The following is a 25,296-nucleotide window of genomic DNA, read 5'->3' on the forward strand; positions in this document are numbered from 1 at the left end:
TCACTCGACGAGAACGGCGACCGTCTCGGCGATCAGCGCCGGCTTGTCGCCACCCTCGACCTCGACGGTGTAGGACAAGACCAGGTTCGCGCCCTTGGGGGTGCGGTCGACGGACTTGACCGTGGCACCGGCGCGGACCTTCGAGCCCACCGGCACCGGCGCGGGGAAGCGCACCTTGTTGGACCCGTAGTTGACACGCATCTTCAGGCCTTCGACGGTGAAGATCTGCGAGCCGAGGACCGGCAGAAGCGACAGCGTGAGGTAGCCGTGGGCGATCGTCGTCCCGTACGGGCCGGACGCGGCACGCTCGGGATCGACGTGGATCCACTGGTGGTCGCCGGTGGCGTCGGCGAACGTGTTCACGCGCTCCTGCGTGATCTCGAGCCAATCACTGTAGCCGAGGTGCTCGCCGACAGCGGCTTCGATCTCGGCGATGCCCTGGAATACGCGCATGTTCTGGACTCCTGTGTGGTCGGGGCCGGCGGTCGTCAGTGCTCGGCTCGTGTGAGGGTGACTCGATAGGTGTAGTGCTCGGGCAGAAAGTAGCTGACCGACAGTTCGGTCGGCGTGCCCTCCGTGTCGGAGTAGAGGCGATCCACCCGCAACATCGGATGGCCCACCTCGCAGCCCAGCTCCGAAGCGACCTCGGCGGTCGCCGGGGCCACGGTGATCGACTGTGCGGCCCGGACGATCGGATGCGGCAGGTGCGGCTCGAGCAGACCGATGAGTGTGACCTTGCTCGACGCACCCGCCGCCAGTTCCGGCGCGTCCTGCACGTACGCGGCGATCGGACCCGGCAGCCAGATGGTGGTGTGGACGAACGGCACGCCGTCGTGCAGACGGCGGAACGTCACCGAATGGAGCAGGTCCGTGTCGAGGCGCAACCGGCTGGCCGCCTCGATGTCGACCTTGCGGTGCAGCGGGGTGACGATCTCCATCGTCGTGTCCGCGGACAGCGCGAGCAGGTCCTCGATCGAACCGTGCGGACGCCCGTACCGGCGCCCGGGTTCGTTGGCGAACGTGCCGCGTCCGGGAACCCGGTACACGACGCCGTCGGCCACGAGGTCCTGGAAGGCCCGGCGCACCGTCTGCCGGCTCACGCCGTGCTGCTGCGCGAGTTCGGCCTCTGTGGGCAGCCGGACCCCGTCCCGGTACCGACCGGACTCGACGGCCTCGCGCAACTGCCGTGACAGCTGCGCGTACGCCGGCTCCGATTCTCGTTCCCTACCGCTCATGACGCGGGGATCCTACCGATCCGGGATCGTGTCAGATTCCGCCGCGGGCCACGAGCTGGCTCGCGATGACGTTGCGCTGGATCTCGTTGGTGCCTTCACCGACGATCATCAGCGGCGCGTCGCGGAAGTAGCGTTCGACGTCGTACTCGGTGGAGTAGCCGTAGCCGCCGTGGATGCGGACCGCGTTCAGGGCGATCTCCATGGCGACCTCCGAGCAGTACAGCTTCGCCATACCCGCTTCCATGTCGCACCGCTCGCCGCTGTCGTACCGCTCGGCGGCGTAGCGGGCCAGCTGCCGCGCGGCGGTGAGCTTGGTGGCCATCTCGGCGAGGTAGTTGCCGATGGACTGGTGCTTCCAGATGGGCTGGCCGAAGCTCTCGCGCTGCTGCGCGTACGCCAGCGAATCCTCGAGCGCCGCGGTCGCGACACCGAGGGCGCGCGACGCGACCTGCAGGCGACCGGTCTCGAGGCCCTTCATCATGTGCGCGAAGCCCTTGCCGGGCTCGCCGCCGAGGATGGCGTCGGCGGAGATGCGGTAGTTGTCGAAGCTCAGTTCGCAGCTCTCGACACCCTTGTAGCCGAGCTTGGGCAGGTCGCGCGAGACGGTCAGGCCCGGGCCGTGCTCGACGAGCACCACGGAGATGCCCTTGTGACGCGGCGTGGCCGTCGGGTCGGTCTTGCACAGCAGCGCGATCAGGCCGGAGCGGCGGGCGTTGGTGATCCACGTCTTCGCGCCGTTGATGACCAGGTCGTCGCCGTCGCGCTTGGCGGTGGTGGTCATGGCCTGCAGGTCGGAACCACCGCCGGGCTCGGTCAGCGCCATCGTCGCCCGGATCTCACCGGTGGCCAGCTTCGGCAGGTACTTGCGCTTCTGCTCCTCGGTGCCGAACAGGGTCAGCAGCTTGGCGACGACCGTGTGGCCGCCCATGGCACCCGACAGGGACATCCAGCCGCGGGCGAGTTCCTCGGTGACCTGCACGTAGCAGGGCATCGACACCGGCGAGCCGCCGTATTCCTCCGGGACCGCCAGACCGTAGATCCCGATCTGCTTCATCTGCTCGATCCACTTCTCGGGGTACTCGTTGGCGTGCTCGACCTCCTGCACCGTCGGCTTGACCTCGCGGTCGATGAAGTCGCGGACGGTCTTGACCAGGAATGCTTCTTCGTCGTTCAGGTTGTAGCTCACGCAAGTGACCCTTCGGTTTCGGAGCGGGCCACGCGGACCCGAAACTTTGTACGGCCATTTTGTGTAGTACGGCATGCCATTGTCAATGGAGGCTTCGACGAGCACCCCCTTTGTTTCGAGAGTTTTCGGTGATAGAACCCGCTGCGCCTACCTATGGGGTGGCGCAACCCCACACAATGGCCGTACATTTAGCGCCGTTCCTGCCGCTCCGACTCTCCATGAGGTTCTCTGTGACTCCCGAGCAACACGTCCGCAGGCGAGCGGTGCTCGTCGCCCCCGGCTCCGACGAACGCAAGGCGTCCAAGGCTCTCGCCTCCGCCGCCGACGAAGTCGTCCTCGACCTCGAGGACGCCGTCACCCCCGCGCAGAAGGACGCCGCCCGCGACCTCGTCGCCCCCCTGGTCCGCGAGCACGGCAGCCGGCGCACGGTGTCGGTGCGCATCAACGGACGCGGCACCCCCTGGTTCGAGGACGACCTGCGGGCCTGCGCCGAACTCGGCGATGCCCTCGCCTCGATCGTGATCCCCAAAGTGGAGAGCGCGGCGGACCTCGCCGAGGCCGATCGCATCCTCGGCTCGTCGAACGCCGTCGTCCAGGCGCTCATCGAGACACCCGCGGGCGTGCAGCGCATCGACGAGATCGTCGGTGGTGCCCGCGTGGCGGGTGTCATCATCGGATACGCCGATCTCGGTGCCGCCCTGGGCCGTTCCCGCACCGCCGCCCCCGAGCACTGGATCTACGTGCAGGATCGGGTGCTGCACGCCGCCCGCGCCGCGGGTGTGCAGGCCGTCGACGGACCGTTCCTCGGCATCGCCGACGACGACGCCTTCCGTCACGCGGCACGCTGGGTCGCCGATCTCGGTTTCGACGGCAAGTGGGTCATCCATCCGGCCCAGATCGATTCCGCTGCAGCAGCATTCACCCCCACCGACGACCAGGTCGAGGCGGCCCGCAAGGTCCTGGCCGCACTGGAGGAGGCCGAGGCGCGCGGCGCCGGAGCCGCCCAGCTCGACGGACAGATGCTCGACGAAGCCGTCGCCGTCGCCGCCCGCCGCACCCTGACGAAGATCGGAGCCTGAGATGGCCACTCCCGCAACCGAAGCCACCCACGTCGGCGGACCCTACTTCGACGACCTGACGGTCGGCCAGGTGTTCGACACCGCCCCCGCCGTCACCATCACCGACGGCCTCGCCGCGACCCACCAGGCGATCCTCGGCGACCGCCTGCGCCTGGCGCTCGACACGCACCTGTCGACCGCGGTCGCCGCGGGCCCGATCGCGCACGCCGGCCTGGTCACCGATCTCGCGATCGGCCAGTCCACGCTCGCCACCCACCACGTCAAGGCCAACCTGTTCTACCGGGGCCTGCGCTTCCACCGGTTCCCGCGCATCGGCGACACCCTGTACACGACGACCGAGGTCGTCGGTCTCAAGAGCAATTCGGTCAAGCCGGGACGCGCCGCGACCGGGTTGGCGGCGCTGCGGATGAACACCGTGGACCAGCAGGGCCGCACCGTGCTCGACTTCTACCGCTGCGCGATGCTGCCGCTGAACCCGGCGACCGACCCGGCGACCGCGACCCGCACCGACGACCTGTCGTCGATCGGCCCGCAGGACGAACCCGAGTGGGCCGCACCGGCCGACTGGAACCTCGCCGAGTACCGCAATCGCGTTCCCGGAACGCATTTCGACCCGTCGCTCGCCGGCGCGGTCCTGCGGTCGAGCGGCGACGTGGTTTCCAGCGCACCGGAACTCGCGCGGCTGACGCTCAACATCGCCGCGACCCATCACGACGAGCGAGTCGGCGCCGCCGGCCGCCTCGTGTACGGCGGGCACACGATCGGTCTCGCGCTCTCGCAGGCCACCCGCGCGCTGCCGAATCTCGTGACGGTGCTCGGCTGGCAGTCCTGCGACCACACCGGTCCCGTGCACGAGGGCGACACGCTCACCAGCGACCTGCACGTCGAGTCCGCGACTCCCCTGCCCGGCGGCGGCGGTGTGCTGAAGCTGCGTTCGCTGGTGTTCGCGCACCGCGGCGGTGCCGCGAATGGGAACAGCGGCGAAGCGGACCCGGCGCCGGTGCTGGACTGGAAGTTCACCGCCCTGATGGCCTGAGTGCTGTTTCCGTTCAATCGAAACCGGCGTTGTGCGCGATTCTCACGTGAGCTTCGCACACGACGCCGGTTTCGTTTACTATCCGCCCGCGATCTCGTCGATCAATCCCCACGACAACGCCCGCTCAGCACCGAGCGCGACGGCGGTGACGAACAGGTGCAAGGCGCGCCAGCGACCGATCCGCCGCGGCACGCTCACGGTCCCGCCCGCCCCCGGGATCAGACCCATCGAGACCTCGGGCAACCGGAACACCGTGTCGGGCGCGGCGACGATGTGACCGGCGAACGCCGGAATCTCGATGCCCGCGCCGACGCAGTGACCGTGCACCCGTACCTCGGTGAGGTCCCGCAGGCGCGCGACCAGGCGACCGGCACCGCCGCGGGTGCGGATCAGGTGCGCGACGGCGGTGTCCGGGGTGCGGCCGAATTCGTCGAGGTCACCACCCGCGCAGAACGACGGTCCGGCACCGTCGAGGACGACCCGGCCGATGCTGTCGTCGAGCAACGCGACGCCCAGCGCCTCGACGAGGGCATCCCGCAACTGCGTGCCGTAGGCATTGCGGCGTTCGGGACGGTTCAGGGTGATGTGCAGCGTGTCGTCGTCGCGGGCGATCAGCACCGGTTCCTGCGGGGCCGGTGGCGGCAGCGGACGCGGGCCGCGCTCGTCGAGCCACCGGTGGAACTCGGGGCCGCCCTGCAGTGTCGAATAGCCGAGCGACTCGACGTCGATCGCGGCGGGCACCGGAAGCGTCTCGGCGGCACGCAACACCTGACCGGCCGTCAGCGCGGCATAGGGGTTCCAGGTGACGGCCGCGACGAACCCGGCGATCGCGTCGTCGAGGTCGCCGGACCCCACCACCGTCCGCTCGCGCGGGTCGGGACCCGCGACGTAGGTGAGGTCGAGGGCATCGAGCAGCAGGCCCAGTTCCGGAGCGTCCTCGATGTCGCCTCCCCCGAACCGGCCGACGAGCAGGCGGTCGCAGTCGCGGGCACGGTCGGCGGCGACGGGAAGCAGGTCGTCGGGCGCACCGTCCAGATCGACGACCAGCACGGGTGCGTCGAGCACCCCGCCGCCGGTGAGCAGAGGTGTGTGGGCCGCGCCGGCGGCGAGATCCGCCACCCCGATCGTGCGCACCTCGGTCTTGCCCAGTGACGCGTCGACGTTCATCCGTTCACCATTCGTTCCGCCTCGAGGTCGTCACCGCCCGAAGGCGGTCCCATCGGCCCCATCCCGGGGCAATGTAACATCGGCCACGTGTCGACCGGTCCGAGCCTTGATCCCGTCGAGGACTGGGCCGAGAGCGGAATCGCCGCCCTGACCGGTTTTCTCGACGGTCCCCCGCTGATCCCACCCGGGCGTGCCGCGACCCGGGCACGGGAACTGTCCGACTTCGTCGCGGCCGCGTCCTCCGGGGCGGTCCGGCTCGACGGCGCCCGATTGCTCTCCGAGCGCGCCGCGCTCACCGGTCACCGCAGGTCCGGGGCGGTGTCCGCGGGCGGATCGTGCCGGCTGCTGCCGACCGCCGACGGGTGGGCGGCTGTCTCGTGCGCCCGCCCCGACGATCCGATACTCCTCGGCGCGCTGGTGTGCGCCGAGATCGACGACGATCCGTGGCCGGTCGTCGGCCGGTGGTTGCGCGAGCACACCGGCGCCGAACTGGCCGAACGCGCCGAACTGCTGGGCGTCGCCGCCGCGCCCGTCGCCGCGCCGGTCGCGGTTCCGCCGGTGCCGGCCGCGCCGCGATCGGTCGAGGGCCTGCTCGTCGTCGACTTCAGTGCGCTGTGGGCCGGACCGCTGTGCGCTCATCTGCTGGGGCTCGCCGGCGCCCGCGTGGTGAAGGTGGAGACACCGTGGCGGCCCGACGGTGCGCGGCGCGGCAATCCCGACTTCTACCGGTTGCTGCACGCCGGCCACGAGTCGGTGGTGCTCGATCCGAACGTGCCCGCCGAACGCGACGCGCTGCACGGCCTGGTCGCGGCGGCGGACATCGTGATCGAAGCGTCCCGGCCGCGCGCGCTCGCCGGATTCGGCCTCGACGCGGACGCATTCGTCGCCGACGGGGGAACCTGGATGTCGATCACCGCACACGGCCGCGGCAGCAACCGCGTCGGTTTCGGTGACGACGTCGCCGCGTCCGCAGGCCTGGTCGGATACGACCGTGACACACCGGTGTTCGTCGGCGACGCGATCGCCGATCCCCTGACCGGACTGACCGCGGCGGCGCTCGCGATGTCGGCACCGAACGGGGATCGCGGGCACCTGTGGAACGTTGCGATGTCCGCGGTCGTCGCCGCCACGCTCACCGACTCCGAATCCGTTGTACCGCAGACATATCGGTCCGGAGATCGGTGGTGGGTGGACACCACGAACGGCGCCGTCGCGGTCGCCGAACCGGCCCTGCGCGAACCGTCGGGCCTCGCGCCGGCATCGGGCCGCGACACCGACAAGGTGCTGTCCGAGTTGAAGATCCGGCGATGAACACGCTGCTGGTCCGCGACGTCGAGGTCGCGGGACGGCCCGGCGTCGACGTGCTGATCCGGGCCGGGGTGATCGTCGCGATCGGTTCCGGGCTCGACGTGCCGGGTACTGCCGAGGTGCTCGACGGTCGCGGCGGGGCCCTGATTCCCGGCCTGCACGACCACCACCTGCACCTGCACGCCGCTGCCGCACAACGAATGTCGGTGCAGTGCGGTCCGCCGCACGTGCGCTCGGCCGACGACCTCACCGATGCTCTCGCCGCCGCGCCGGGCGACGACTGGATCCGCGGCGTCGGCTACATCGAGTCGGTGGCGGGACTGCTGGACTCGGCGGGCTTGGACCGGATCCACGCCACCCGGCCGGTGCGGATCCAGCACCGCAGCGGCGCGATGTGGGTGCTGAACACGGCCGCCGCCGCGCGGGTCCGGCTCGACAATGCGGATCATCCGGGGGTGGAACGCGACGAACGGGGGCGGCCCACCGGCCGGGTGTGGCGCGCGGACGACTGGCTGCGCGACCGACTGCCCGCGACCGCGCCGCCAGCCTTGGACGCCGTCGGCGCCGACCTGACGAGATTCGGGATCACGGGGATCACCGACGCCACCCCGGATCTGTCGGAGAGTTCGCTGGACGCATTGGTCGACGCCCACCTCCGCGGGATCGTGCCCCAGCGGATGCGCCTGCTCGGAGTACCGCTCCACCACGAATCATCCTGGTGCACATACTCCCTGAGCTCCGGTCCCTACAAGATCGTGCTCGCGGACTCGGGGCTACCCGAACTCGACGACCTGGTCGCGACGATCCGCCGCGTGCACGAGGCCGGACGGGCGATCGCCGCGCACTGCGTCACCCGCGAGGCCCTGCTCATCCTGCTCGTCGCGCTCGACGAGGCCGGCACCCGCCCCGGCGACCGCATCGAGCACGGTGCGTTGATCCCGGCCGAGACGATCGAGCAGCTCCGCCGGCGGGGCCTGACCGTCGTCACCCAGCCGGGTTTCCTGGCGCACCGCGGCGACGACTATCTGCACGACGTCGAACCGCGCGACCTACCGGACCTGTATCGGTGCCGGAGCCTCATCGACGGGCACGTCCCCACGGCGTTGTCCAGCGACGCCCCGTACGGCCCGCTCGACCCGTGGGAGGTGATCGCCGCCGCCGTCGACCGGCGCTGTCCCACCGGCGAGATCGTCGGGCCCGCAGAACGTATCGATTCGAGCGAGGCACTCGACCGGTACCTGGCACCGCTCGACGACCCCGGCGGCCCCGCACGCACGATCCGCGTAGGCGCCGAAGCCGACCTGGTGCTGCTCGATCGCTCTCTCACCGAGGTGTTGGCGTCACCGCAGGCGGACCGCGTGCGCGCCACCGTGATCCGCGGCGAAGTGCGCTGACGCGCCGGTGTGCCTTTGTGGCGCCCCCAGCCGCCACAAAGGCACACCGCTCACACGCTCCAGGTATTGGAACCGTTGAGCAGCGCCTGTAGATCCGCAGGCTTCTCCTGCCGCGCCTGTGCGATCTGTGCGCGCACCCCGTCGTCGTACGTGTCCCGCGCGACCGCGCGGAGAACCCCGGTGACGGTGTAGGTCAGATCGTGCGTCGACAGTCGCGTCAGCGCGTAGGCGTACTCGGGGTCGTCGGTGTGCGCGTCGTGGACGACGATGTCCTCGGGTGCGGTCTCCGCGGTCGGCACCACCCGCAGCCCGAATCCGCTTCGCACCACACACCATTGGTCGTCGACACCGAAGACGATGGGCTTGCCGTGCACGACGGGGACGAGCCGGTGCTCCGCGCCGTCCTTGCGCAGGGCGTCGAACGAGCCGTCGTTGAAGATCGGGCAGTCCTGGAGGATCTGGACGAACGCGGCGCCTCGGTGCTGCGCCGCGGCCAGCAGCACCTCGGTCAGACCCGCGCGGTCTGAATCGAGGGCGCGCGCAACGAACGTGCCCTCCGCGCCGACGGCCAGCGACAGCGGATTGAACGGCGCGTCGAGCGATCCCATCGGCGTCGACTTGGTGACCTTCCCCGTCTCGGAGGTCGGCGAGTACTGCCCCTTCGTCAGACCGTAGATTCTGTTGTCGAACATGAGAATTCGCATGTTCACGTTGCGGCGCAGCGCGTGGATGAGATGGTTGCCGCCGATCGACAGGCTGTCGCCGTCGCCGGTGACGACCCACACCGACAGGTCCGGCCGGCTCACCGCCAGGCCGGTCGCCAGGGTCGGGGCGCGCCCGTGGATCGAGTGCACACCGTACGTGTCGAGGTAGTACGGGAAGCGCGAGGAGCAGCCGATACCGGAGACGAAGACGACGTTCTCCCGCTTGATGCCGAGCTGCGGCAACACCGACCGGACAGTCGCGAGGATGACGTAGTCACCACACCCCGGGCACCAGCGCACCTCCTGCGAAGACGTGTAGTCCTTGGGCTTCTGCGGTTCGTCGGTGTGCGGCACGTGCGCGTGCGCCGTCAACCCCGTGTGCGCCGTCAACCCGAGGTCGGCACCGACTCGCATCCCACCGGTCATGCCCGCTCCCCCTTCTTCACAACTGCCGCGACCGCGGCCCGGGTCTTCGCGTCCTCCGTGGTGGCGAGGGTGCCGGCGACCTCCGCGAGCAGCGCGTCGTGCAGTTCGTCGGCCCGGAAGGCCATGCCGGACACCTTCGTCACGGGCTGGATGTCCGCGTCGAACCGGGCGCGCAGCAGCAGCGACAACTGGCCGAGGTTCATCTCGGGCACCAGCACCCGGCGGTACCCGCCGAGAACCTCACCGAGATTCGCGGGCATCGGATTCAGATGCCGCAGGTGCGCCCGCGCGATCGCGTGCCCACCGCGCCGCATACGGCGCACCGCCTCACCGATCGGACCGTACGACGAACCCCAGCCGAGAACGAGGACGGTCGCGTCACCGGTCGGGTCGTCCACGTCGAGGTCGGGCACGGTGATCCCGGCGATCCGGGCCGCGCGCACCCGCGTCATGAGTTCGTGGTTGGTGTGGTGGTACGAGATGTCGCCGGTGCCGTTGGCCTTCTCGAGTCCGCCGATGCGGTGTTCGAGACCGGCCGTCCCCGGGATGGCCCAGTCCCGGGCCAGCGTGTCCGGGTCCCGCGCATACGGCAGGTGGGCGCCCTCGCCGTTCGCACGCGCGAGGTCCGGTTCGATGGCGGGCAGCGTCGCGACGTCGGGGATCCGCCACGGTTCGGAACCGTTGGCGATCGCGCCGTCGGACAGCAACATCACCGGGGTGCGGTAGGTGACGGCGATCCGCGCGGCCTCGAGCGCCGCGTCGAAACAGTCGGCCGGGGACTGCGGCGCGACGATCGCGACCGGGGATTCGCCGTTGCGGCCGAACATGGCCTGCAGCAGGTCGGCCTGTTCGGTCTTGGTGGGCAGGCCCGTCGACGGGCCACCACGCTGGACGTCGACGACGATCAGCGGCAGTTCCGTCATCACCGCCAGTCCGATCGCCTCGGATTTCAGGGCGACACCGGGACCGGACGTGCTGGTGACGCCGAGCGCACCGCCGTAGGACGCGCCGAGCGCGGCGCCGATCCCGGCGATCTCGTCCTCCGCCTGGAAGGTGACCACGCCGAAGTGCTTGAGTTTGCTCAGTTCGTGCAGGATGTCCGACGCCGGGGTGATCGGGTAGGTGCCGAGGAACACGTCCATCCCGGCCGTCCGCCCGGCCGCGACCAGCCCGTACGCGAGCGCGGTGTTGCCGGTGATCTGCCGATAGGTCCCGGACGGCAGGGCCGCCGCTGCGATCTCGAATCGCGAGGCGAACGATTCGGTGGTTTCCCCGTAGTTCCAGCCGGCGCGCAATGCCAGAATGTTCGCCTGCGCGACCTCGGGCCGGGCCGCGAACTTCCGGTCGAGGAATTCCTCGACCGGGGCGATCGGCCGTCCGTACATCCACGACAGCACGCCGAGCGCGAACATGTTCTTCGACCGCTGCGAGTCCTTCCGTCCGAGCCCGGCCGGTTCCACGGCACCGACGGTCAGCGACGTCATCGGGATCGCATGCACCTGGTACTGCTCGAATTCCTGGGTCGCGAGCGGGTCGGAGTCGTAGCCGACCTTCGCGAGGTTGCGCTTGGTGAACTCGTCGATGTCGACGATGAGGATTCCGCCGGCCGGCAGGTCCGCGATGTTCGATTTCAGCGCGGCCGGGTTCATCGCGACGAGCACGTCGGGGCGGTCGCCGGCGGTGAGGATGTCGTACTCGGCGATCTGGATCTGGAAGCTCGAGACACCGGGCAGCGTGCCCTGCGGAGCGCGGATCTCCGCAGGGAAGTTCGGTTGGGTGGCCAGGTCGTTGCCGAACGCGGCGGCTTCGGCGGTGAACCGGTCCCCGGCGAGCTGCATGCCGTCGCCGGAGTCGCCGGCGATGCGGATGACCACCTGTTCGAGGGCGGTCACCTCGCCGCTACGGTCCGGTTCCCCGACCGCGCTGCGTCCTGCTGAACTCTGTACGTCCGAACTCATAGGCGAGTCTCACTTCCTTGTGTGACCGAACCCTGCCGTGCGCACTCTCCATCGTCGTCCTCAGCCGGACGGACGCAACCTGCCCCGGTCGTCGCCCGTCGTCGTCGCGGCCGCGAACTCGAGAACCTGCGGCCAGGACACCGCATACGCTGCGGCGTTGACCGGGTTCGTGTGCCGGGCACGCACGCTGAAACCGTGCTCGGCACCCGGATAAACGTGCATTACGGTCGCGCCCGACTCCCGGTTCTGCAAGGTCGTCTGCAACCGGGTGAACGTGTCCGGCGACATGATGGTGTCGGCGCCCGCGTGCAGCACCATCACCGGCGCGGCGATCCGCCCGGCGCTGTCGACGGCATCGACGGTCTGGTTCGGGGGCCTCTCGTCGTGGATCGACGGGTGGTAGGCGACGACGTTCGCCAGCCGGTCGTCGCGGCTGCCGAGGATCAGGGCGAGGCGTCCACCGAGGCACCAGCCGATCACACCGACCGACTCGAGTTCCAGTTCGCCGAACATGTGGTCGAGCAACGTGCGCATCTCGGCGACGCATGCCTCGTCGTCGAGGCCGTTCATCAGTTCGACGAGGCGTTCGCGCGGGGCGTCGTCGTCGCTGACCCCGTGGAACGGGTCCCACACGAGCGCGGTCAGTCCTGCTCCGGCGATGTCCTCGGCGTATTCGCGGACCTGCGCGCCGATGCCGGTGATCATGGGGAGAAGCAGCATCCCGCCGCGGCTGCGTCCGAGCGGGCGCGCGAAGAACGCCGACAATCCGCCGACAGTGATGCGTTCGGCCTCGATATCCTTCATGACCTCGAACGTACGTCACAGGTGCGCCCGTTGTGGGCATCTACACGCACAGCTGGGGCACTGCACTGCCCACCTGCCGGAACCCGCCGCGCGACTGTGACTTGCCATGCCCTAATCTGCCGACTATGACACGCACCACACTCATCACCGGTGGCACCGGCGGCCTGGGCTCCGCCGTGACCGCGCATCTGCTGGCGGCGGGCTGGCGGGTCGTCGTGCCGTGGCTCGTCAAGGAGGAGCTCGACCGCGTCCCCGAACACCCGAACCTGCACCTCATCGAGGCCGACCTGTCCGACGAGGCGCAGCTCGAAGCAGCCGTCGACCTCGCCGCCGATCCCGATGCCCCGCTGTTCGGTGTGGTCAACCTGGTCGGCGGCTTCGTGTCCGGTCAGCGTGTCCACGAGGCTCCGGTCGAGGTGCTCGACTCCCAGATCGACCTCAATCTGCGCACCACCTACGCGGTGACGCAGGCGGCGCTGCCGCATCTGATCCGCGGTGGCGGCGGCTCCGTGGTGTGCATCTCGGCGGCCACGACCAACAATCCGTTCACCGGCGCAGCCGCCTACATCGCGTCGAAGGCAGCGGTCGCGTCGCTCGTGCAGTCCCTCGCCGTCGAGTACCGGCCCGACCGAATCCGCGTCAATGCGCTGTTGCCCGGGGTCATCGACACCCCCGGCAACCGGGCCGCGATGCCCGACGCGGACACGACGCACTGGTCGAAGCCGGAGGACATCGCGAAGGTCATTTCGTTCCTGTTGTCCGACGAGAGCTCGGCGATCACGCGCGGACTGATCCCGGTGACCAGCCTCGGCTGAGCTCAGTCGGGCTGTTCGGACAGATGGGCGCGCCGCGCGAGGGTCGCACCGATACCGGCCGCGGCCGCGCGTACCGACGCGGCGTGCTGCTGCGGCCGGAACCCGGTCACCGGGCCGGTGACACTGATCGCGGCGACGGCACGTCCCTCCGATTCGAAGATCGGGGCGCCGACGCACACGATGCCCGGCGCGGACTCCTCGAACTCGTAGGACACGCCCTCGGCGATCACCCGGTCGAGCAGCTGCCGCAGCATGCCGGGGGTCGCGACGGTGCGCGGAGTGCGGCGCGGCAGCGGGCCGGTGAGCACCTGCGTCACCACCTCGGGTTCCGCCCACGCCAGCAGGGCACGCCCGATTGCGGTGCAGTACAAAGGCATCCGGCCGCCGACCCGAGACGGTGCGCCGACCTGCCGGTGGCCGCCGATCTTGGTCAGGTAGATGACCTCCATGCCGTCACGGATCCCGAAATGCACCGTCTCGTGGGTGCGTTCGTACAGGTCCTCCATGAACGGGATCGCGACCTCGACGAGACTGCGCTCCACCGAGGCGCGCATCCCCAGTTCGAAGAGGTGGCGGCCGAGCCGGTACCCGGCCGGGGTGCGTTCGAGCAGCCGCACCCCGACGAGATCGGTGGCGATACGGTGCAGCGAAGCCTTCGGGATGCCGGTGCGGCGGGCGAGTTCGGCCAGGCTGACGCCGTGGTCGTCGATCGTGAAGGCGTGCAGCACGATCATGACCTTGCCGAGCACCGTGTTCCGGTCGAGGGCACCGTGCGCGCCGCCGGCACCGACCTCGTCCGTCCCGTTCTCAGCCACCCGCGTGCCTTCCACACTCTCTCCGCGCTCGCCTGCACTCGTCGCGTTTTTCGAGCGAACGTACCGTTCCGTCGGTCGAAGGAGCCGAACGGTACGTTCGCTCCGGTAACCCACAGTAACGGCGAGCGGTCACGCGGACAGTACGCGACCCAGCTTCCGCGCGCGGGCGTATGCGCGGCGCTCCGCGTACGTCATGCCGCCCCAGATGCCGTGCGTCTCGTCCGCCTGCAGCGCCGTCTCGCGGCATTCGGCGACCACCGCGCACGATCGGCAGATCGATTTGGCCGCGGCTTCGGCGCGCGCCGCCGCGAGCCGGCCGTCCTCCTTCTGCGGGAAGAACGTCGTGGTGTCCATGCCCCGGCAGCGTGCCCACAGGGTCCAGTCGCGGTCCGTCATCTCGTGTCCTATGCGGTGGTGATCGAGGCGGCCATGCCCTGGCCGCCGCCGATGCACATGGTCACCAGTGCTCGGCCGCCGCCACGGCGCTTCAGTTCGTGCAGGGCGGTCGCCGTCATGCGCACACCGGTCGCGCCGATCGGGTGGCCCAGCGAGATACCGGATCCGTTGACGTTGAGGCGGTCCCGGTCGTCCCAGCCCCATTCCTTCAGCACACCGAGAACCTGACAGGCGAACGCCTCGTTGAGTTCGACGAGATCGAAGTCGTCGAATCCGAGTCCGGTGCGGTCGAACAGCTTCCGGGTCGCCGCGACCGGGCCGAGACCCATGGTCGCGGGATCGCAGCCCGCGGCGGTCCAGCCCTCCAGGAATCCGATCGGCTCGAGCCCGTACTCGTCGAGCTTGTCCTCGGCGACGACGAGAAGAGCTGCGGCAGCGTCGTTCTGCTGGCTTGCGTTGCCGGCGGTGACGACGCCGTGCGGCGTCACGGTACGGAGCTTGGCGAGCGATTCGACGGTGCTGTCGGGCCGGATGCCCTCGTCGCGGGAGACGACTGTGGTGTTCCCCTTGCGGTCGACGATCTCGACCGGCACGACCTCGTCATCGAAACGCCCTGTCTCCCAGGCTTCGTGGGCGCGGCGGTGACTTTCCGCTGCGAGCGCGTCGGAGTCCTCACGCGTGATACCGCACTGCTTGGCGACGTTCTCCGCGGTCTCGATCATTCCGCTGATCTTGCCGAAACGCCATTCCGGCTGCGACCGCTCGCGACCGCGGTCGAGGCGGTCGTAGAGGTTCAGGCTGCCGGCGCGGGTGCCCCAGCGGGCACCGGTCGTGTAGTGCTCGATGTTGCTCATCGACTCGACGCCACCGGCGACGACGACGTTCGCGGCGCCGGTCTGCACCATCATCGCGGCGGTGACCAGCGCCTGCAGGCCGGTGCCGCAGCGGCGGTCGGTCTGGATTCCGGCGACCGAGATCGGCAGGCCCGCGTCGAGGGCGGCCCAACGACCGATGCACGGCGCCTCGGAGCTCGCGTAGGACTGCCCGAACGCGACCTCCTCGATCAGTTCCGGGTCGACGCCGGAGCGCGCGACGGTCTCCTTGACGACGGTGGTCGCGAGGGAGACGGCGGACACGTCCCGGAGTGCACCACCGAATCGGCCGACGGGCGTGCGGACGGGGGCGACGAGGGCCGCTCGGGTCATGGATTAACTCCTCAACGGGAACAAGATTTGTACGGCCATTTTTCGGTACGCGACCGCCCACGTCAACAGGGCACGCCCCGGAATCTCCCCGAACACGCAATCGGGGCCGGATTCGCGACCGACAAACGGTGCAAATCCGGCCCCGATTGGCCGTACATTCTCTAGCCGACGATGCCGGCGGCCCGCAGCCCCGCGATCTGCTCGTCGGTCAGCCCGAGCTCGGCCATCAACGCGTCGGTCTGCTCGCCGAGCGCGGGCACCGCCCCCATCGGCAGTTCGACGTCCCGGAAGTTCATCGGCGGACGAACCGCCCGAATGGGACCGGCCGGGGTCTCGACCTCGCGCCACCGGTCGCGGGTGTCGAGCTGCGGATGCTCGATGAGCCCGCGCAGATCACGCAACTGCGCGGCGGGCACGCCCGCGGCGGCCAGCTTCTCGTCGAGCACGGCGCTCGCGAACTGCTTCGTCGCCGCCCCGACGAGCGCGTCGACCTCCTCGCGGCGCCGTACCCGCTCGACGTTCGTCGCATAGCGCGGGTCGTCCGCCAGTTCCGGCAGCCCCAGCACATCGGTCAGGGTGCGCCAGCCGCGATCGTTCTGGACGCCGATGAGGATCTCGCCGTCGGCGGTCGGGTACTTGTCGTACGGCGCGATCGACGTGTGCGCCAGTCCCATTCGCGGAACCTGTCGATCTTGATACATCTGCAGGTACATCGGGTAGCCGAGCCATTCGGCGGTCGCGTCGAACATCGAGACGTCGATCGTCGCGCCCACACCGGTGCGGCAACGACGCAGCAGCGCGGCCTGGATCGAGGTCAGCGCGTACATACCGGCGGCGATGTCCGCGGTGGGGATGCCGGTCTTCACGGCCGTCTCGGGAGTCCCGGTGATCGAGCACAGCCCGGTCTCCGACTGCACCAGCAGGTCGTACGCCTTCCGGTCGCGCATCGGGCCGTCCGTGCCGTAACCGGACATGTTCACGACGATCAGTTCGGGATGGTCGGCGCGCAGGTCGTCGGCGCCGAGCCCAAGTCGTTCGGCCGCGCCGGGCGCCAGGTTCTGCAGGAACACGTCGGCACCGGCGATCAGGGATTTCACGGCGGTGATCCCGTCGCCGGCCTTCAGATCGACGGCGAACGACTCCTTGCCCCGGTTGAGCCACACGAAGTGGGCGGCCTGCCCCAGCACGGCACTGTCGTAGGCGCGGGCGAAATCGCCGTCGCCGACCCGTTCCACCTTGATCACCCGGGCACCCAGGTCCGCGAGGTGCCGGGTCGCGAGCGGCGCCGCGACCGCCTGTTCGAGGCTCACCACGGTGAAACCGGCCAAGGGGAGGTCCGACGACCCGCTGTCGTTCGCGCTGCGTTCGGTCATGTCTTCCAGCAGTACCAGACGCGTCCGCACCCGTGTCGACCGCATTCTGTGCAGGCCACCCGGCCAGCACCGCAGATTGATACGCATTCACTAACAATCCCGGCGGCATCAAGTATTGGACAGCCACAGTTTGCGCTGGAATTCTTTGTGATGCGGAGCACACAGCTTGCTCGGCATTCGAGAACCCCATCCCCAGAGAAGAGAGGACGAGGTATGAGTGCGTCCCCCACCGACCGGGAAGCGACGAAGAAGGCCCGCAAAGCCGGAATCGCCTCCTTCGTCGGCACCACCATCGAGTGGTACGACTTCTACATCTACGGCACGGCGGCAGCGCTCGTCTTCGGCAAGATCTTCTTCTCCGACGACCTTCCGGCCGGGGTCGCGACACTGCTGGCGTTCGTGACGCTGTGGGCCGGCTTCCTCGCCCGCCCCATCGGCGGCATCATCTTCGGTCACCTCGGCGACCGCATCGGCCGCAAGAACACCCTGGTGATCACACTGATCATGATGGGTATCTCGACGGTCGGCGTGGGCCTGTTGCCCACCCACGCGCAGATCGGAATGTGGGCACCGATCCTGCTGGTCCTCCTGAGAGTTCTGCAGGGCGTTGCGGTCGGCGGCGAATGGGGCGGCGCCGTCCTGATCGCCAGCGAGAACGCGCCCAAGGGCAAGGGCATCCTGTACTCCGCGTTCGCGCAGCAGGGCTCACCCGCGGGCAACCTGCTGGCGACCATGGCGTTCTTCCTGCTCTCGTCGATGCCGACGCCCGAATTCCTCCTCTACGGATGGCGCATCCCGTTCCTCTTCTCGGGCCTGCTCGTGATCGTCGGCATGGTCATCCGGCTCAAGCTCGAAGAGTCCGACGCGATGAAGGCGGTGCTCGCCAAGAAGAAGGTCGTCAAGCTGCCGATCGCCGAGGTGCTGCGCAAGCACTGGGTGCTCGTGCTGCTCGGCGCCGGCGCCCTGCCGCTCGCCCAGGTCACCTACTTCAAGAACACGTTCGCATTGTCCTGGGCGACAAGCGAACTCGGATACGAGCGCGGCACGTTCCTCGGCATCATCGCGATCGCACTCGTCGTCCAGTTCATCGTGCAGCCGTTCGGTGCTGTGCTCGTGTCGAAGATCGACATGCGCGTGGCGATGTGCCTGATGATCGTCCCCGAGCTGTTCCTGATGCCGGCCATGTTCTACGCCATCCGCACCGAGACATTCGCGATCGCGGCGATCGGCATGTGCCTCGCGACGATTCCGCACTCGATGTTCTACGGGGCGATCGGCGGAATCCTCGCCCGTGCCTTCCCCGCGAAGATCCGCTACTCGGGCCTGTCCACGGCCTACCAGCTGTGCTCGCTCGTCGTCGGCGGCGGCACCCCGGTCCTCGCACAGTGGCTGCTCAACCGCTCCGGCAGCGTCACCGGCGTCGCGATCGCCGCCGGAACGTACGCCGCGGTGTCGCTGGTGTGCACCTTGCTTCTGCTCAAGCGCACCGGTTACAACCCGAAGGCACTGTCGATCGCGGAGCAGGCCGACGAGGCCGAGCTGGAGCTCGAGGCGCAGGAAGCGGCCGAGAGCGCCGAGCCTGCGACCCACACCGAGTCCGCAGCCGAATCGACCCGACGGGTCCACGTCGGAGCCTGACCGACCACCCGATACACCGAGCGGTGCCGAACCCTTCGAAGGGTTCGGCACCGCTCGACTTCGTCAGGCTCCACCGTTCGGAGTCGGCAGAGCCGCAGCACCCGGGGTCGGCAAAGCCTCCTCCGAAAGCCGGAGGACCTCCGCGAGCGCCGGACTGGTGTCGTCCTCCCGCCACACGAGCCGCACATCGATCGGCGGCTGCCCCTCGAGTGGTACGAACACCACCTCCGGGTTGACGACGTGCTGAGCCACCGACGAGACCGTCAGAGTGCAGCCGACATCGGCGGAGACCAGCGCGGCCAAGGACAGGGAATCCGGTGCGCTCTGCACGATCCGCGGCGTGAACCCGGCGTCGTGCGCCAGACGCAGCAGCAGCTCGCGCAGCATCGACCCCGGCTCGGCGGGGAGCATCACCCACGGTTCGTCGGCGAGTTCGTCGAGACGCAGGCTCGTCCGCCCGGTCAGCCGGTGCTCGCGGGGCAGCCCGATCACCAGGTCCTCACGGGCGACGACCCGCGACGCGATCCCGGGCGGGAAGAACAGCAGTCGCACGATGCCGATGTCGAGGGTGCCCTCCGCGAGCCGGTTCACGACTTCGCTGGCGTAACTCGATCCGGCGAGCACGAATTCGATGCCCGGATGTGTACGTCGCACCAGCTTCGCCCACCGGCCCACCAGATGGTGCGACGACGAACCGGCGAACCCGATCCGCACTCGTCCGGTCCGGCCGCGCCCGGCGGCGGTCACCGCCATCTCGGCCAGGCGTACCGCGTCGAGGATGGCACGAGCCGGTTCGACGAGGGCACGTCCCGCCTCGGTCAGCCGGACGCTGCGCGTGCTCCGCTCGAACAGCGTTGCCCCGAGCCCCTTCTCGAGTTGCCGAATGGTGCGGCTGAGCGGCGGCTGCGCCATGTGCAGGCGCTGCGCGGCCCGCCCGAAGTGCAGCTCCTCCGCGACCGCAAGAAAGGCTCTGATCTCATGGATCTCCACCACTCCAGATTATTCCTCATCTGATATCAGAGCAGACAACACTTTGTATTGGACTGCATCTATTGCGCATGTCACAGTCATAGGACAGCAGAGAACGATCAGGAGTTCGCAATGGCCGCAGACAAAGTCATGACGATGCGCGACGCCGTCGCCACGTACGTGCAGGACGGGATGACGGTCGCCCTCGAAGGCTTCTCGCACCTCATCCCGTTCGCGGCCGCCCACGAGATCATCCGGCAGGGCCGCAGGGACCTGACGCTGTGCCGGATGACGCCCGACATCATCTCCGACCAGCTCATCGCCGCCGACTGCGTCTCGAAGCTGGTCGCGTCGTTCTTCGCGAGCGGCTCCGCCGGATCGCTGTACGAAATTCGTCGACGCATCGAGAAGCACGACCCCGTGAAGCTCGAGGTCGAGGAGTACAGCCATTACGGGATGGTGTGCCGCTACCAGGCCGGCGCGGCCGGATTGCCGTTCTTCCCGCTGCGTTCCTATGCCGGCAGCGACCTGCCCGCTCTCAACCCGCAGATCCGCCTCGTCGACGACCCGTACGGCGAGGGCAGCATCTACGTTGTGCCACCGCTGAATCCGGATGTGACGATCATCCACGCGCAACGCGCCGACCGGTCCGGCAACGTCCAGATCTGGGGCATCGCCGGTGTCCAGCAGGAAGCGGTGTATGCGGCGAAGCACGCGATCGTCGTGGTCGAGGAGATCGTCGACGACGACGTGATCCGCTCCGACCCGAGCCGCACGCTCGTCCCGTCCCACGCGGTGGATGCCGTCGTCGTGTGCCCGCGCGGCGCGCACCCGTCCTATGCGCAGGGCTACTACGACCGCGACTGCGCGTTCTACCGCCGGTGGACGGCGATCAGCAAGGACCCGCAGGCACTGCGCACGTGGCTCAAGGAGTGGGTGTTCGAACTCCCCGACCACGGCGCCTACCTCGCCAAGCTCGGCGACGATTACTGGAGCGACCTCGAGGTCGCACCGCGCCATTCCGGTACCGTCAACTATGGGAGCCGAAAGTGACTGCTGCCGAAACCTTCTCCACGACAGAGCTGATCGTCTCGGTCGCCGCACGCGCCCTGGCCGGTAAGACCCGGGTCTTCGCGGGCGTGGGACTTCCGACACTCGCGGTGGATCTCGCGGCCCGCACGTCGAACCCCGACGTGGAGCTGATCTACGAATCCGGTGTCTGCGGTGCACATCCCGAAGCGATGGCCGAGGGGATCGCCGACTCGGTGGTGGTGTCCGGTGCCGAGTCCGTCGTCTCGATGGCGTCGCTGTTCGGATACGTGCTGCAGGGCGGCAACGTCGACGTCGGGTTCCTCGGCGCCGGGCAGATCGACCGATACGGCAGCCTGAACACCAGCATGATCGGCGACTGGGAGAAGCCAACCGTGCGATTGCCGGGGGCAGGCGGCGCCGCCGAGATCATGCCGAATGCGGGTGAGGTCTTCGTGGTGATGCGCCGGCACGACCCGAGCTCCTTCCCCGCCGAGCTCGACTTCTGCACGTCCCCGTCCCCGGTGCGCGCCCGCGAGGCCGGTGTCGGGATGATGCCGCGCGGCAGGGGCGTCACCAAGGTGTTCACGAGCCTGGGTGTGCTCTCCCGCAGCGGTCCGTTCGACGAACTCGAACTCACCAGCGTGCACGAAGGCGTCACCGTCGACGAGGTGCGCGCCGCGACCGGCTGGGATCTGAAGGTCTCGGACACCCTGACCGTGACCGAACCTCCCACCGCCCACGAGATCCACCTGCTGCGCGACGAGATCGACAAGGTGCGTCTCTACCTGCGCTGACCCTGCCCCTCGTGCGCGTTTTCGGTAGTTGCTGCTACCGAAAACGCGCACGGGTCAGGGGGCCACGGGGTAATGGCTTCGGACCGCGATGCGGTTCCACGCGTTCATGACGATCGCGAGCCACGTGATCGCGGAGACCTGCTCGTCGTTGAGCGAGCCGTCGTCCCATTCGTGACGACCGGGCTCCATGGGGTGCGTGACCTCCTCCGCGAGCGCGAGCGCGGCCCGCTCCTGTTCGGTGAAGTACTGCGACTCCCACCAGGCCGCGAGGACCGCAAGACGGTCCGTGGTCTCGCCCTTGTCGAGCGCATCGCGGGTGTGCATGCGCAGGCAGAACGCACATCCGTTGAGCTGCGACACCCGGATCTTCACCAGTTCGGCCAGCTTCGGATCGAGCCCGGCCCGCGCGACGGCCTCCTCGACCTCCTTGTTCAGCGCCAGCACGCTCTTGTACGGGGCCGGATGCTGCTTACCGAGATTCACGTGCGCCATCGTCGAGGTCCTTCCGGCGAGCGAAACCGGCCCGGATGCGACCGGCCGTTTCATTCTGCCAGTCGCACCCGGGCCGCCGGGGCAGCTACGCGGAACCTCCGGTGAGCAACGCCCACACGTCGCCGGACGCGACCGCGGTGTCGAGCAGTTCCGCGTCCCACGACGCGAGTGATCCGAATTCACTGCGCCACGACAGGATCCGGTTCGCGTGCCGGTGTAGTTCGTGTTCCATCGTGAATCCGATCGCACCGAGCGCCTGGTGTGCGTTCCGCGCGATCTTCCCCGCCGCATGCCCGGCACAGGACACCGCCGCGGCGATGTCGAATCGTGTTGCCGCGTCGTCGAATCCGCGTTCGACGGCGGAATCGACCGCGGCGTCGGCGGCAGCCCGTGCGAGTGCCGCCTCGGCGGCCAGATCCGACACCAGCGCCTGGACGGCCTGGAACTTGCCCAGGGCGCGTCCGAACTGCACGCGGGCGGTGGTGTGTTCGACGACCAGTTCGAGGATGCGGTCCATCGCGCCGGCCGACATCAGCGCGCGTGCCAGCGCGCCGCGGTACCGGAACTGCCCGGCGACGGTCTCGGATACCGGCGTGCCGGACAGTTCGGACAGATCGACACGCACGTGGTCGCGGGGTTCGGCCGCGAGGTTGACCGCTGCGGTCAACTCGATGCGATCGCGCGGCACGTCGGCCACCGACCATCCGTCGGTGCCCTGCCACAGCACGACGACGGCATCCGCGTAGCGCGCCCACGGCACGTACCGGGCCTGCCCGTCGGCGTCGAGCACCGCGGCGGTGCGCACCCCCTCCTCGACGGGAAGGCCGGCCTGTTCGAGCAGCCATCCGGCGAGCAGATCGTGTTCGGCGACGGGGACGGCTGCGGCGGCGCGCCCGGCCGCGGAGAGCAGCAGCGCGGCCTCGGTCCAGCCGGCGCCGCTGCCACCGCTGGCCTCGTCACCGGTGAGCCGGGTCAGGCCGAGCTCGGCGAGCGTGGTCCACAGCGGACGGTCGAGCTCGACGACCTCCCCGATCCGGTGGTCGTCGCCGGCGGTGAGGACCTCACCGAGCATCTTTTCGAAGTCCTGCAATTCGGTCGACTGCGTCATCTCAACCCCAATCCTCGTGCGATGACCCCGCGCAGGATCTCGCTCGTACCACCGCGCAGCGTGAAACCGGGTCGCTGCATCACACCCGCACGGACCAGCTGCGCGAGCTGGTCGTCGCCGGGGCCGTAGCCGACGAGTTCGTCGGCGAGGTCGGCGATGTCGCCTTCGAGCCCGGTGCCGAGCACCTTCACGACCGACGCCGACAGGGCCGCGTCCTCACCGCGCTGCAGCGATTCGGAGACGGCACGCGACATGCGGCGCAGCCCCGCGATCCGGCCGATCGACGCGCCGATCCGCGGATCGCGGTCGACGCTGCCGGCGCCCGCGCCGCGCACGAGCTCCTCGAGGAGACCGAACGTGGACAGGAATCGTTCCGGCCCGCTGCGCTCGAAGCCCAGTTCGCTGGTGACCTGCTCCCAGCCGGAGCCGATGGTGCCGAGCACCAGGTCGTCGGGAACGAACACGTCGTCGAGCAGCACCTCGTTGAAGTGGTGCTCACCGGACATCGACAGGATGGGGCGGATCGTCACACCGGGCGAGTCCAGCAGCACGATGAACTGGCTGAGCCCGTCGTGTCGGTGCGCCGGGTCCAGCGGCGCGGACCGGGCCAGGGCGAAGAACGCGTCGGCGTGATGCGCACCGGAGGTCCACAGCTTGGTGCCGCTGATGCGCCAGCCGCCGTCCACCTGCGTCGCCCGGGTCTTCACGCTCGCGAGGTCGGAACCGGAGTCGGGTTCGGACATGCCGATGGCCCAGCAGATTTCACCGGCCGCGATGCCGGGGAGGAACCGCCGCTTCTGCTCCTCGGTGCCGTACTTCAGCAGCGACGGCGCGGCCTGCCGGTCCGCAACCCACTGGGCCGCGACCGGGGCACCGACCGCCAGCAGTTCCTCGGTGACGACGAACCGCTCCATGAACGTGCGCCCGTGCCCGCCGTACTCGGTGGGGATCGTCATGCCGATCCAGCCCTTCGCGGCGAGCGACCGCGTGAAATCGGGATTCCACCGCGTCAGCCAGGTGTCGATGCCGGGGGTGAAGACCCCCTTCTCGATCTGCTCGTGCAGGAACTCCCGCACCTCGGCCCGCAGTTGCGCGAGCGTGGGATCGGGGGCGCCGGCCGGCGGCACCAGTTTCGTACTCATGTCCTAACCTTTCTTCCCGGCCGACGATTCCGGTATTTCCCCGGGGCACAGGAGGTTCAATGCCATCTCCGCGTACCGTTCGCCGAGTTCGGCGGGAGTGTCGGGTCCGTTCGGGTCGTACCAGTTCGCGATCGCGGCCGTCATCGCGAGAATCGACTTGCGGCAGTCGTCCGGGTACTTCGTCGTGAAGACCCCCGCCCCGACACCGTCGTCGATGATCGTGCGGATCCGCTGCCGCCCCACCCGTCGCCGCTCGTCGTAGAGCCGCGCACCCTCGGGTTCGAGGTTGCGGATCTCGGTGGCGATCATGCGCCCGTGTTCGGGGAACTGCGTGCGGAATTCGACGTTCGCGCGGACGAATGCGCGCAACTGCTCGACCGGATCGTCACCGGCGGCTTCCAGCGCCTTCTCCCACAGCGAGTCGTAGGTGTCGACGCCGTCCATGAGGATGGCGAGCAGCAGATCCTGCTTGTTCTTGTAGTGGTAGTACAGGGCGGACAGGCTCACGCCCGCCTCCTGCGCGATGGTGCGGATGGACGAGGAGCCGTATCCGTTGCGGACGAACTCCTTTCGCCCCACCTCGACGAACATCCGCTGCCGCGGTGACAGTGCCATCAGTGCGCCTCGGCATCCGCGTACGTGTCGATCAGCTCCCGCAACGCGCCCTTGACCATCTTGCCGGTGGGGGTGCGCGGCAGGTCGCCGACGAACCGCACCCGGCGAGGGCACTTGAACGACGACAGCCGGTCGCGGCAGTAGTCGATGATGTCGCGTTCGGTGTCGTCGCCGGTGGCCACACCGGGGACGAGGTGGACGAATGCCTCCACCCGTTCCCCGAAGTCGCGGTCCGGCACCCCGACCACCGCGACGTCGGCGACGGCCGGGTGCAGTGCGAGCAGGTTCTCGATCTCTTGAGGGTAGATGTTCACGCCACCCGAGATGATCGTGAAGTTGTCGCGTCCGGTCAGGAAGAGGAAGCCGTCGGCGTCGAGGTAACCGAGGTCGCCGGTCGTCATCCAGTCCTCGTGGACCGGATGCCTTGTGCGCGCCGTCTTCTCGGGATCCTTGTGGTACTCGAGCCGATAGTCCTGTCGCTCGAAGTACAGGACACCGATCTCCCCCGACGGAAGTTCGTTCCCCGCCTCGTCGCAGATGTGCGCGATGCCGAGTGTCCCCGGCCCGCCCGCCCGGCCGACGCTGCCCGGCTTGCGGAGCCACTC

24 protein-coding genes and 1 pseudogene are annotated in these 25,296 nt (G+C 69.1%); 8 read left to right on the forward strand and 17 right to left on the reverse strand.

Translation table 11 applies throughout. The annotated features are described in order from the left end of the window. Genes M1M07_RS18845 through M1M07_RS18855 form a run of 3 tightly spaced genes read right to left on the reverse strand, consistent with a single transcriptional unit; the run spans position 1 to position 2,421 of the window. Entirely contained in the window at positions 1-453 is a 453-nt protein-coding gene (locus M1M07_RS18845; protein ID WP_197251180.1) for a MaoC family dehydratase, read from the reverse strand. A 35-nt stretch (positions 454-488) separates the two neighbouring features. Beyond that, complete coding sequence (locus M1M07_RS18850; RefSeq protein ID WP_197251179.1) at positions 489-1,235, reverse strand: GntR family transcriptional regulator; 747 nt, start codon at positions 1,233-1,235, stop codon at positions 489-491. A gap of 31 nt (positions 1,236-1,266) precedes the next feature. Continuing rightward, entirely contained in the window at positions 1,267-2,421 is a 1,155-nt protein-coding gene (locus tag M1M07_RS18855; protein ID WP_248675174.1) for an acyl-CoA dehydrogenase family protein, read from the reverse strand. A gap of 218 nt (positions 2,422-2,639) precedes the next feature. On the opposite strand from M1M07_RS18855, the gene M1M07_RS18860 reads away from it, so the two are divergent. Together M1M07_RS18860 and M1M07_RS18865 are read left to right on the forward strand one after the other, a co-directional pair. Continuing rightward, positions 2,640-3,500, forward strand: coding sequence for a CoA ester lyase (locus M1M07_RS18860; protein WP_248675175.1), 861 nt, complete (start codon positions 2,640-2,642; stop codon positions 3,498-3,500). A gap of 1 nt (position 3,501) precedes the next feature. Beyond that, complete coding sequence (locus M1M07_RS18865; RefSeq protein WP_248675176.1) at positions 3,502-4,536, forward strand: MaoC family dehydratase; 1,035 nt, start codon at positions 3,502-3,504, stop codon at positions 4,534-4,536. A gap of 78 nt (positions 4,537-4,614) precedes the next feature. On the opposite strand, the gene M1M07_RS18870 is transcribed toward M1M07_RS18865, so the two are convergent. Next, the gene (locus M1M07_RS18870; RefSeq protein ID WP_197251175.1) at positions 4,615-5,703 is read right to left on the reverse strand and encodes an enoyl-CoA hydratase/isomerase family protein; all 1,089 of its coding nucleotides are present in this window, start codon (positions 5,701-5,703) and stop codon (positions 4,615-4,617) included. A gap of 87 nt (positions 5,704-5,790) precedes the next feature. Between M1M07_RS18870 and M1M07_RS18875 the strand changes: the two genes are divergently transcribed. After that, positions 5,791-7,014 (forward strand): CoA transferase, encoded by a 1,224-nt coding sequence (locus M1M07_RS18875; protein WP_248675177.1) that lies wholly within the window; start codon positions 5,791-5,793, stop codon positions 7,012-7,014. Then, positions 7,011-8,405, forward strand: coding sequence for an amidohydrolase family protein (locus M1M07_RS18880; protein ID WP_248675178.1), 1,395 nt, complete (start codon positions 7,011-7,013; stop codon positions 8,403-8,405). The genes M1M07_RS18875 and M1M07_RS18880 overlap by 4 nt, the downstream gene beginning before the upstream one ends. A 50-nt stretch (positions 8,406-8,455) precedes the next feature. Here the strand turns inward: M1M07_RS18880 and M1M07_RS18885 are convergent, their stop codons facing one another. The 3 genes from M1M07_RS18885 to M1M07_RS18895 are packed head-to-tail and all read right to left on the reverse strand — an operon-like array spanning position 8,456 to position 12,297. Beyond that, on the reverse strand, positions 8,456-9,535 hold the full coding sequence (locus M1M07_RS18885) for a 2-oxoacid:ferredoxin oxidoreductase subunit beta (RefSeq protein WP_248675179.1): 1,080 nt from the start codon (positions 9,533-9,535) through the stop codon (positions 8,456-8,458). Further along, positions 9,532-11,493 (reverse strand): 2-oxoacid:acceptor oxidoreductase subunit alpha, encoded by a 1,962-nt coding sequence (locus M1M07_RS18890; protein WP_248675180.1) that lies wholly within the window; start codon positions 11,491-11,493, stop codon positions 9,532-9,534. The genes M1M07_RS18885 and M1M07_RS18890 overlap by 4 nt, the downstream gene beginning before the upstream one ends. Before the next feature lie 60 nt (positions 11,494-11,553). After that, positions 11,554-12,297: a dienelactone hydrolase family protein gene (locus M1M07_RS18895; protein WP_248675181.1), complete on the reverse strand. Its 744-nt coding sequence runs from the start codon at positions 12,295-12,297 to the stop codon at positions 11,554-11,556. A 125-nt stretch (positions 12,298-12,422) separates the two neighbouring features. Between M1M07_RS18895 and M1M07_RS18900 the strand changes: the two genes are divergently transcribed. Next, positions 12,423-13,112, forward strand: coding sequence for an SDR family NAD(P)-dependent oxidoreductase (locus M1M07_RS18900; protein ID WP_197251169.1), 690 nt, complete (start codon positions 12,423-12,425; stop codon positions 13,110-13,112). 2 nt (positions 13,113-13,114) lie between these two features. Here the strand turns inward: M1M07_RS18900 and M1M07_RS18905 are convergent, their stop codons facing one another. The 4 genes from M1M07_RS18905 to M1M07_RS18920 all read right to left on the reverse strand — a co-directional run bounded on the left by M1M07_RS18905 (position 13,115) and on the right by M1M07_RS18920 (position 16,901). After that, positions 13,115-13,846 carry an IclR family transcriptional regulator gene (locus tag M1M07_RS18905; RefSeq protein ID WP_248675190.1) on the reverse strand — a complete coding sequence of 244 codons (732 nt, stop codon included), beginning with the start codon at positions 13,844-13,846 and terminating at the stop codon, positions 13,115-13,117. Between the two features lie 210 nt (positions 13,847-14,056). Further along, complete coding sequence (locus M1M07_RS18910; RefSeq protein WP_197251168.1) at positions 14,057-14,323, reverse strand: WhiB family transcriptional regulator; 267 nt, start codon at positions 14,321-14,323, stop codon at positions 14,057-14,059. 8 nt (positions 14,324-14,331) lie between these two features. Further along, positions 14,332-15,528 (reverse strand): acetyl-CoA C-acetyltransferase, encoded by a 1,197-nt coding sequence (locus M1M07_RS18915; protein WP_248675182.1) that lies wholly within the window; start codon positions 15,526-15,528, stop codon positions 14,332-14,334. 161 nt (positions 15,529-15,689) lie between these two features. After that, entirely contained in the window at positions 15,690-16,901 is a 1,212-nt protein-coding gene (locus tag M1M07_RS18920) for a CaiB/BaiF CoA-transferase family protein (RefSeq protein ID WP_197252243.1), read from the reverse strand. Between the two features lie 213 nt (positions 16,902-17,114). Here M1M07_RS18920 and M1M07_RS18925 point away from each other — a divergent pair, with 213 nt between their 5' ends. Beyond that, positions 17,115-18,539 carry an MFS transporter gene (locus M1M07_RS18925; protein WP_248675183.1) on the forward strand — a complete coding sequence of 475 codons (1,425 nt, stop codon included), beginning with the start codon at positions 17,115-17,117 and terminating at the stop codon, positions 18,537-18,539. A gap of 63 nt (positions 18,540-18,602) precedes the next feature. Here the strand turns inward: M1M07_RS18925 and M1M07_RS18930 are convergent, their stop codons facing one another. Continuing rightward, entirely contained in the window at positions 18,603-19,529 is a 927-nt protein-coding gene (locus M1M07_RS18930; protein WP_248675184.1) for a LysR substrate-binding domain-containing protein, read from the reverse strand. 111 nt (positions 19,530-19,640) lie between these two features. On the opposite strand from M1M07_RS18930, the gene M1M07_RS18935 reads away from it, so the two are divergent. Then, a complete protein-coding gene (locus M1M07_RS18935; protein ID WP_197252240.1) occupies positions 19,641-20,561 on the forward strand; it encodes a CoA transferase subunit A in 921 nt (306 codons plus the stop codon). Further along, complete coding sequence (locus M1M07_RS18940) at positions 20,558-21,334, forward strand: CoA-transferase (protein ID WP_197252239.1); 777 nt, start codon at positions 20,558-20,560, stop codon at positions 21,332-21,334. Before M1M07_RS18935 ends, M1M07_RS18940 begins: the two co-directional genes overlap by 4 nt. Before the next feature lie 54 nt (positions 21,335-21,388). Here the strand turns inward: M1M07_RS18940 and M1M07_RS18945 are convergent, their stop codons facing one another. The 5 genes and pseudogenes from M1M07_RS18945 to M1M07_RS18965 all read right to left on the reverse strand — a co-directional run. Beyond that, positions 21,389-21,826 (reverse strand): carboxymuconolactone decarboxylase family protein, encoded by a 438-nt coding sequence (locus M1M07_RS18945; protein ID WP_197252238.1) that lies wholly within the window; start codon positions 21,824-21,826, stop codon positions 21,389-21,391. An 85-nt stretch (positions 21,827-21,911) separates the two neighbouring features. Then, positions 21,912-22,934: an acyl-CoA dehydrogenase family protein gene (locus M1M07_RS18950; protein ID WP_248675185.1), complete on the reverse strand. Its 1,023-nt coding sequence runs from the start codon at positions 22,932-22,934 to the stop codon at positions 21,912-21,914. Continuing rightward, positions 22,931-24,076 carry an acyl-CoA dehydrogenase family protein gene (locus M1M07_RS18955; RefSeq protein WP_197252236.1) on the reverse strand — a complete coding sequence of 382 codons (1,146 nt, stop codon included), beginning with the start codon at positions 24,074-24,076 and terminating at the stop codon, positions 22,931-22,933. Before M1M07_RS18955 ends, M1M07_RS18950 begins: the two co-directional genes overlap by 4 nt. Positions 24,077-24,079: 3 nt before the next feature. Continuing rightward, positions 24,080-24,691, reverse strand: a complete 612-nt coding sequence (locus M1M07_RS18960; RefSeq protein ID WP_197252235.1) for a TetR/AcrR family transcriptional regulator — start codon at positions 24,689-24,691, stop codon at positions 24,080-24,082. Next, positions 24,691-25,296: pseudogene (locus M1M07_RS18965) on the reverse strand (AMP-binding protein); the annotation flags it as partial. The pseudogene M1M07_RS18965 and the gene M1M07_RS18960, both read right to left, overlap by 1 nt.

This window comes from Rhodococcus sp. HM1 (assembly GCF_023218075.1).
Classification (GTDB): domain Bacteria; phylum Actinomycetota; class Actinomycetes; order Mycobacteriales; family Mycobacteriaceae; genus Rhodococcus.

Excerpts from the sequence above, each read along its gene's own strand:
- M1M07_RS18845 (WP_197251180.1), bottom strand. The coding sequence starts at position 453 with ATGCGCGTATTCCAGGGCATCGCCGAGATCGAAGCCGCTGTCGGCGAG.
- M1M07_RS18915 (WP_248675182.1), bottom strand. The coding sequence starts at position 15,528 with ATGACCCGAGCGGCCCTCGTCGCCCCCGTCCGCACGCCCGTCGGCCGA.
- M1M07_RS18905 (WP_248675190.1), bottom strand. The coding sequence starts at position 13,846 with ATGATCGTGCTGCACGCCTTCACGATCGACGACCACGGCGTCAGCCTG.
- M1M07_RS18945 (WP_197252238.1), bottom strand. The coding sequence starts at position 21,826 with ATGGCGCACGTGAATCTCGGTAAGCAGCATCCGGCCCCGTACAAGAGC.
- M1M07_RS18920 (WP_197252243.1), bottom strand. The coding sequence starts at position 16,901 with ATGACCGAACGCAGCGCGAACGACAGCGGGTCGTCGGACCTCCCCTTG.
- M1M07_RS18865 (WP_248675176.1), top strand. The coding sequence starts at position 3,502 with ATGGCCACTCCCGCAACCGAAGCCACCCACGTCGGCGGACCCTACTTC.
- M1M07_RS18895 (WP_248675181.1), bottom strand. The coding sequence starts at position 12,297 with ATGAAGGATATCGAGGCCGAACGCATCACTGTCGGCGGATTGTCGGCG.
- M1M07_RS18910 (WP_197251168.1), bottom strand. The coding sequence starts at position 14,323 with ATGACGGACCGCGACTGGACCCTGTGGGCACGCTGCCGGGGCATGGAC.
- M1M07_RS18885 (WP_248675179.1), bottom strand. The coding sequence starts at position 9,535 with ATGACCGGTGGGATGCGAGTCGGTGCCGACCTCGGGTTGACGGCGCAC.
- M1M07_RS18870 (WP_197251175.1), bottom strand. The coding sequence starts at position 5,703 with ATGAACGTCGACGCGTCACTGGGCAAGACCGAGGTGCGCACGATCGGG.
- M1M07_RS18890 (WP_248675180.1), bottom strand. The coding sequence starts at position 11,493 with ATGAGTTCGGACGTACAGAGTTCAGCAGGACGCAGCGCGGTCGGGGAA.
- M1M07_RS18935 (WP_197252240.1), top strand. The coding sequence starts at position 19,641 with ATGGCCGCAGACAAAGTCATGACGATGCGCGACGCCGTCGCCACGTAC.
- M1M07_RS18960 (WP_197252235.1), bottom strand. The coding sequence starts at position 24,691 with ATGGCACTGTCACCGCGGCAGCGGATGTTCGTCGAGGTGGGGCGAAAG.
- M1M07_RS18955 (WP_197252236.1), bottom strand. The coding sequence starts at position 24,076 with ATGAGTACGAAACTGGTGCCGCCGGCCGGCGCCCCCGATCCCACGCTC.
- M1M07_RS18925 (WP_248675183.1), top strand. The coding sequence starts at position 17,115 with ATGAGTGCGTCCCCCACCGACCGGGAAGCGACGAAGAAGGCCCGCAAA.
- M1M07_RS18950 (WP_248675185.1), bottom strand. The coding sequence starts at position 22,934 with ATGACGCAGTCGACCGAATTGCAGGACTTCGAAAAGATGCTCGGTGAG.
- M1M07_RS18880 (WP_248675178.1), top strand. The coding sequence starts at position 7,011 with ATGAACACGCTGCTGGTCCGCGACGTCGAGGTCGCGGGACGGCCCGGC.
- M1M07_RS18860 (WP_248675175.1), top strand. The coding sequence starts at position 2,640 with ATGAGGTTCTCTGTGACTCCCGAGCAACACGTCCGCAGGCGAGCGGTG.
- M1M07_RS18900 (WP_197251169.1), top strand. The coding sequence starts at position 12,423 with ATGACACGCACCACACTCATCACCGGTGGCACCGGCGGCCTGGGCTCC.
- M1M07_RS18850 (WP_197251179.1), bottom strand. The coding sequence starts at position 1,235 with ATGAGCGGTAGGGAACGAGAATCGGAGCCGGCGTACGCGCAGCTGTCA.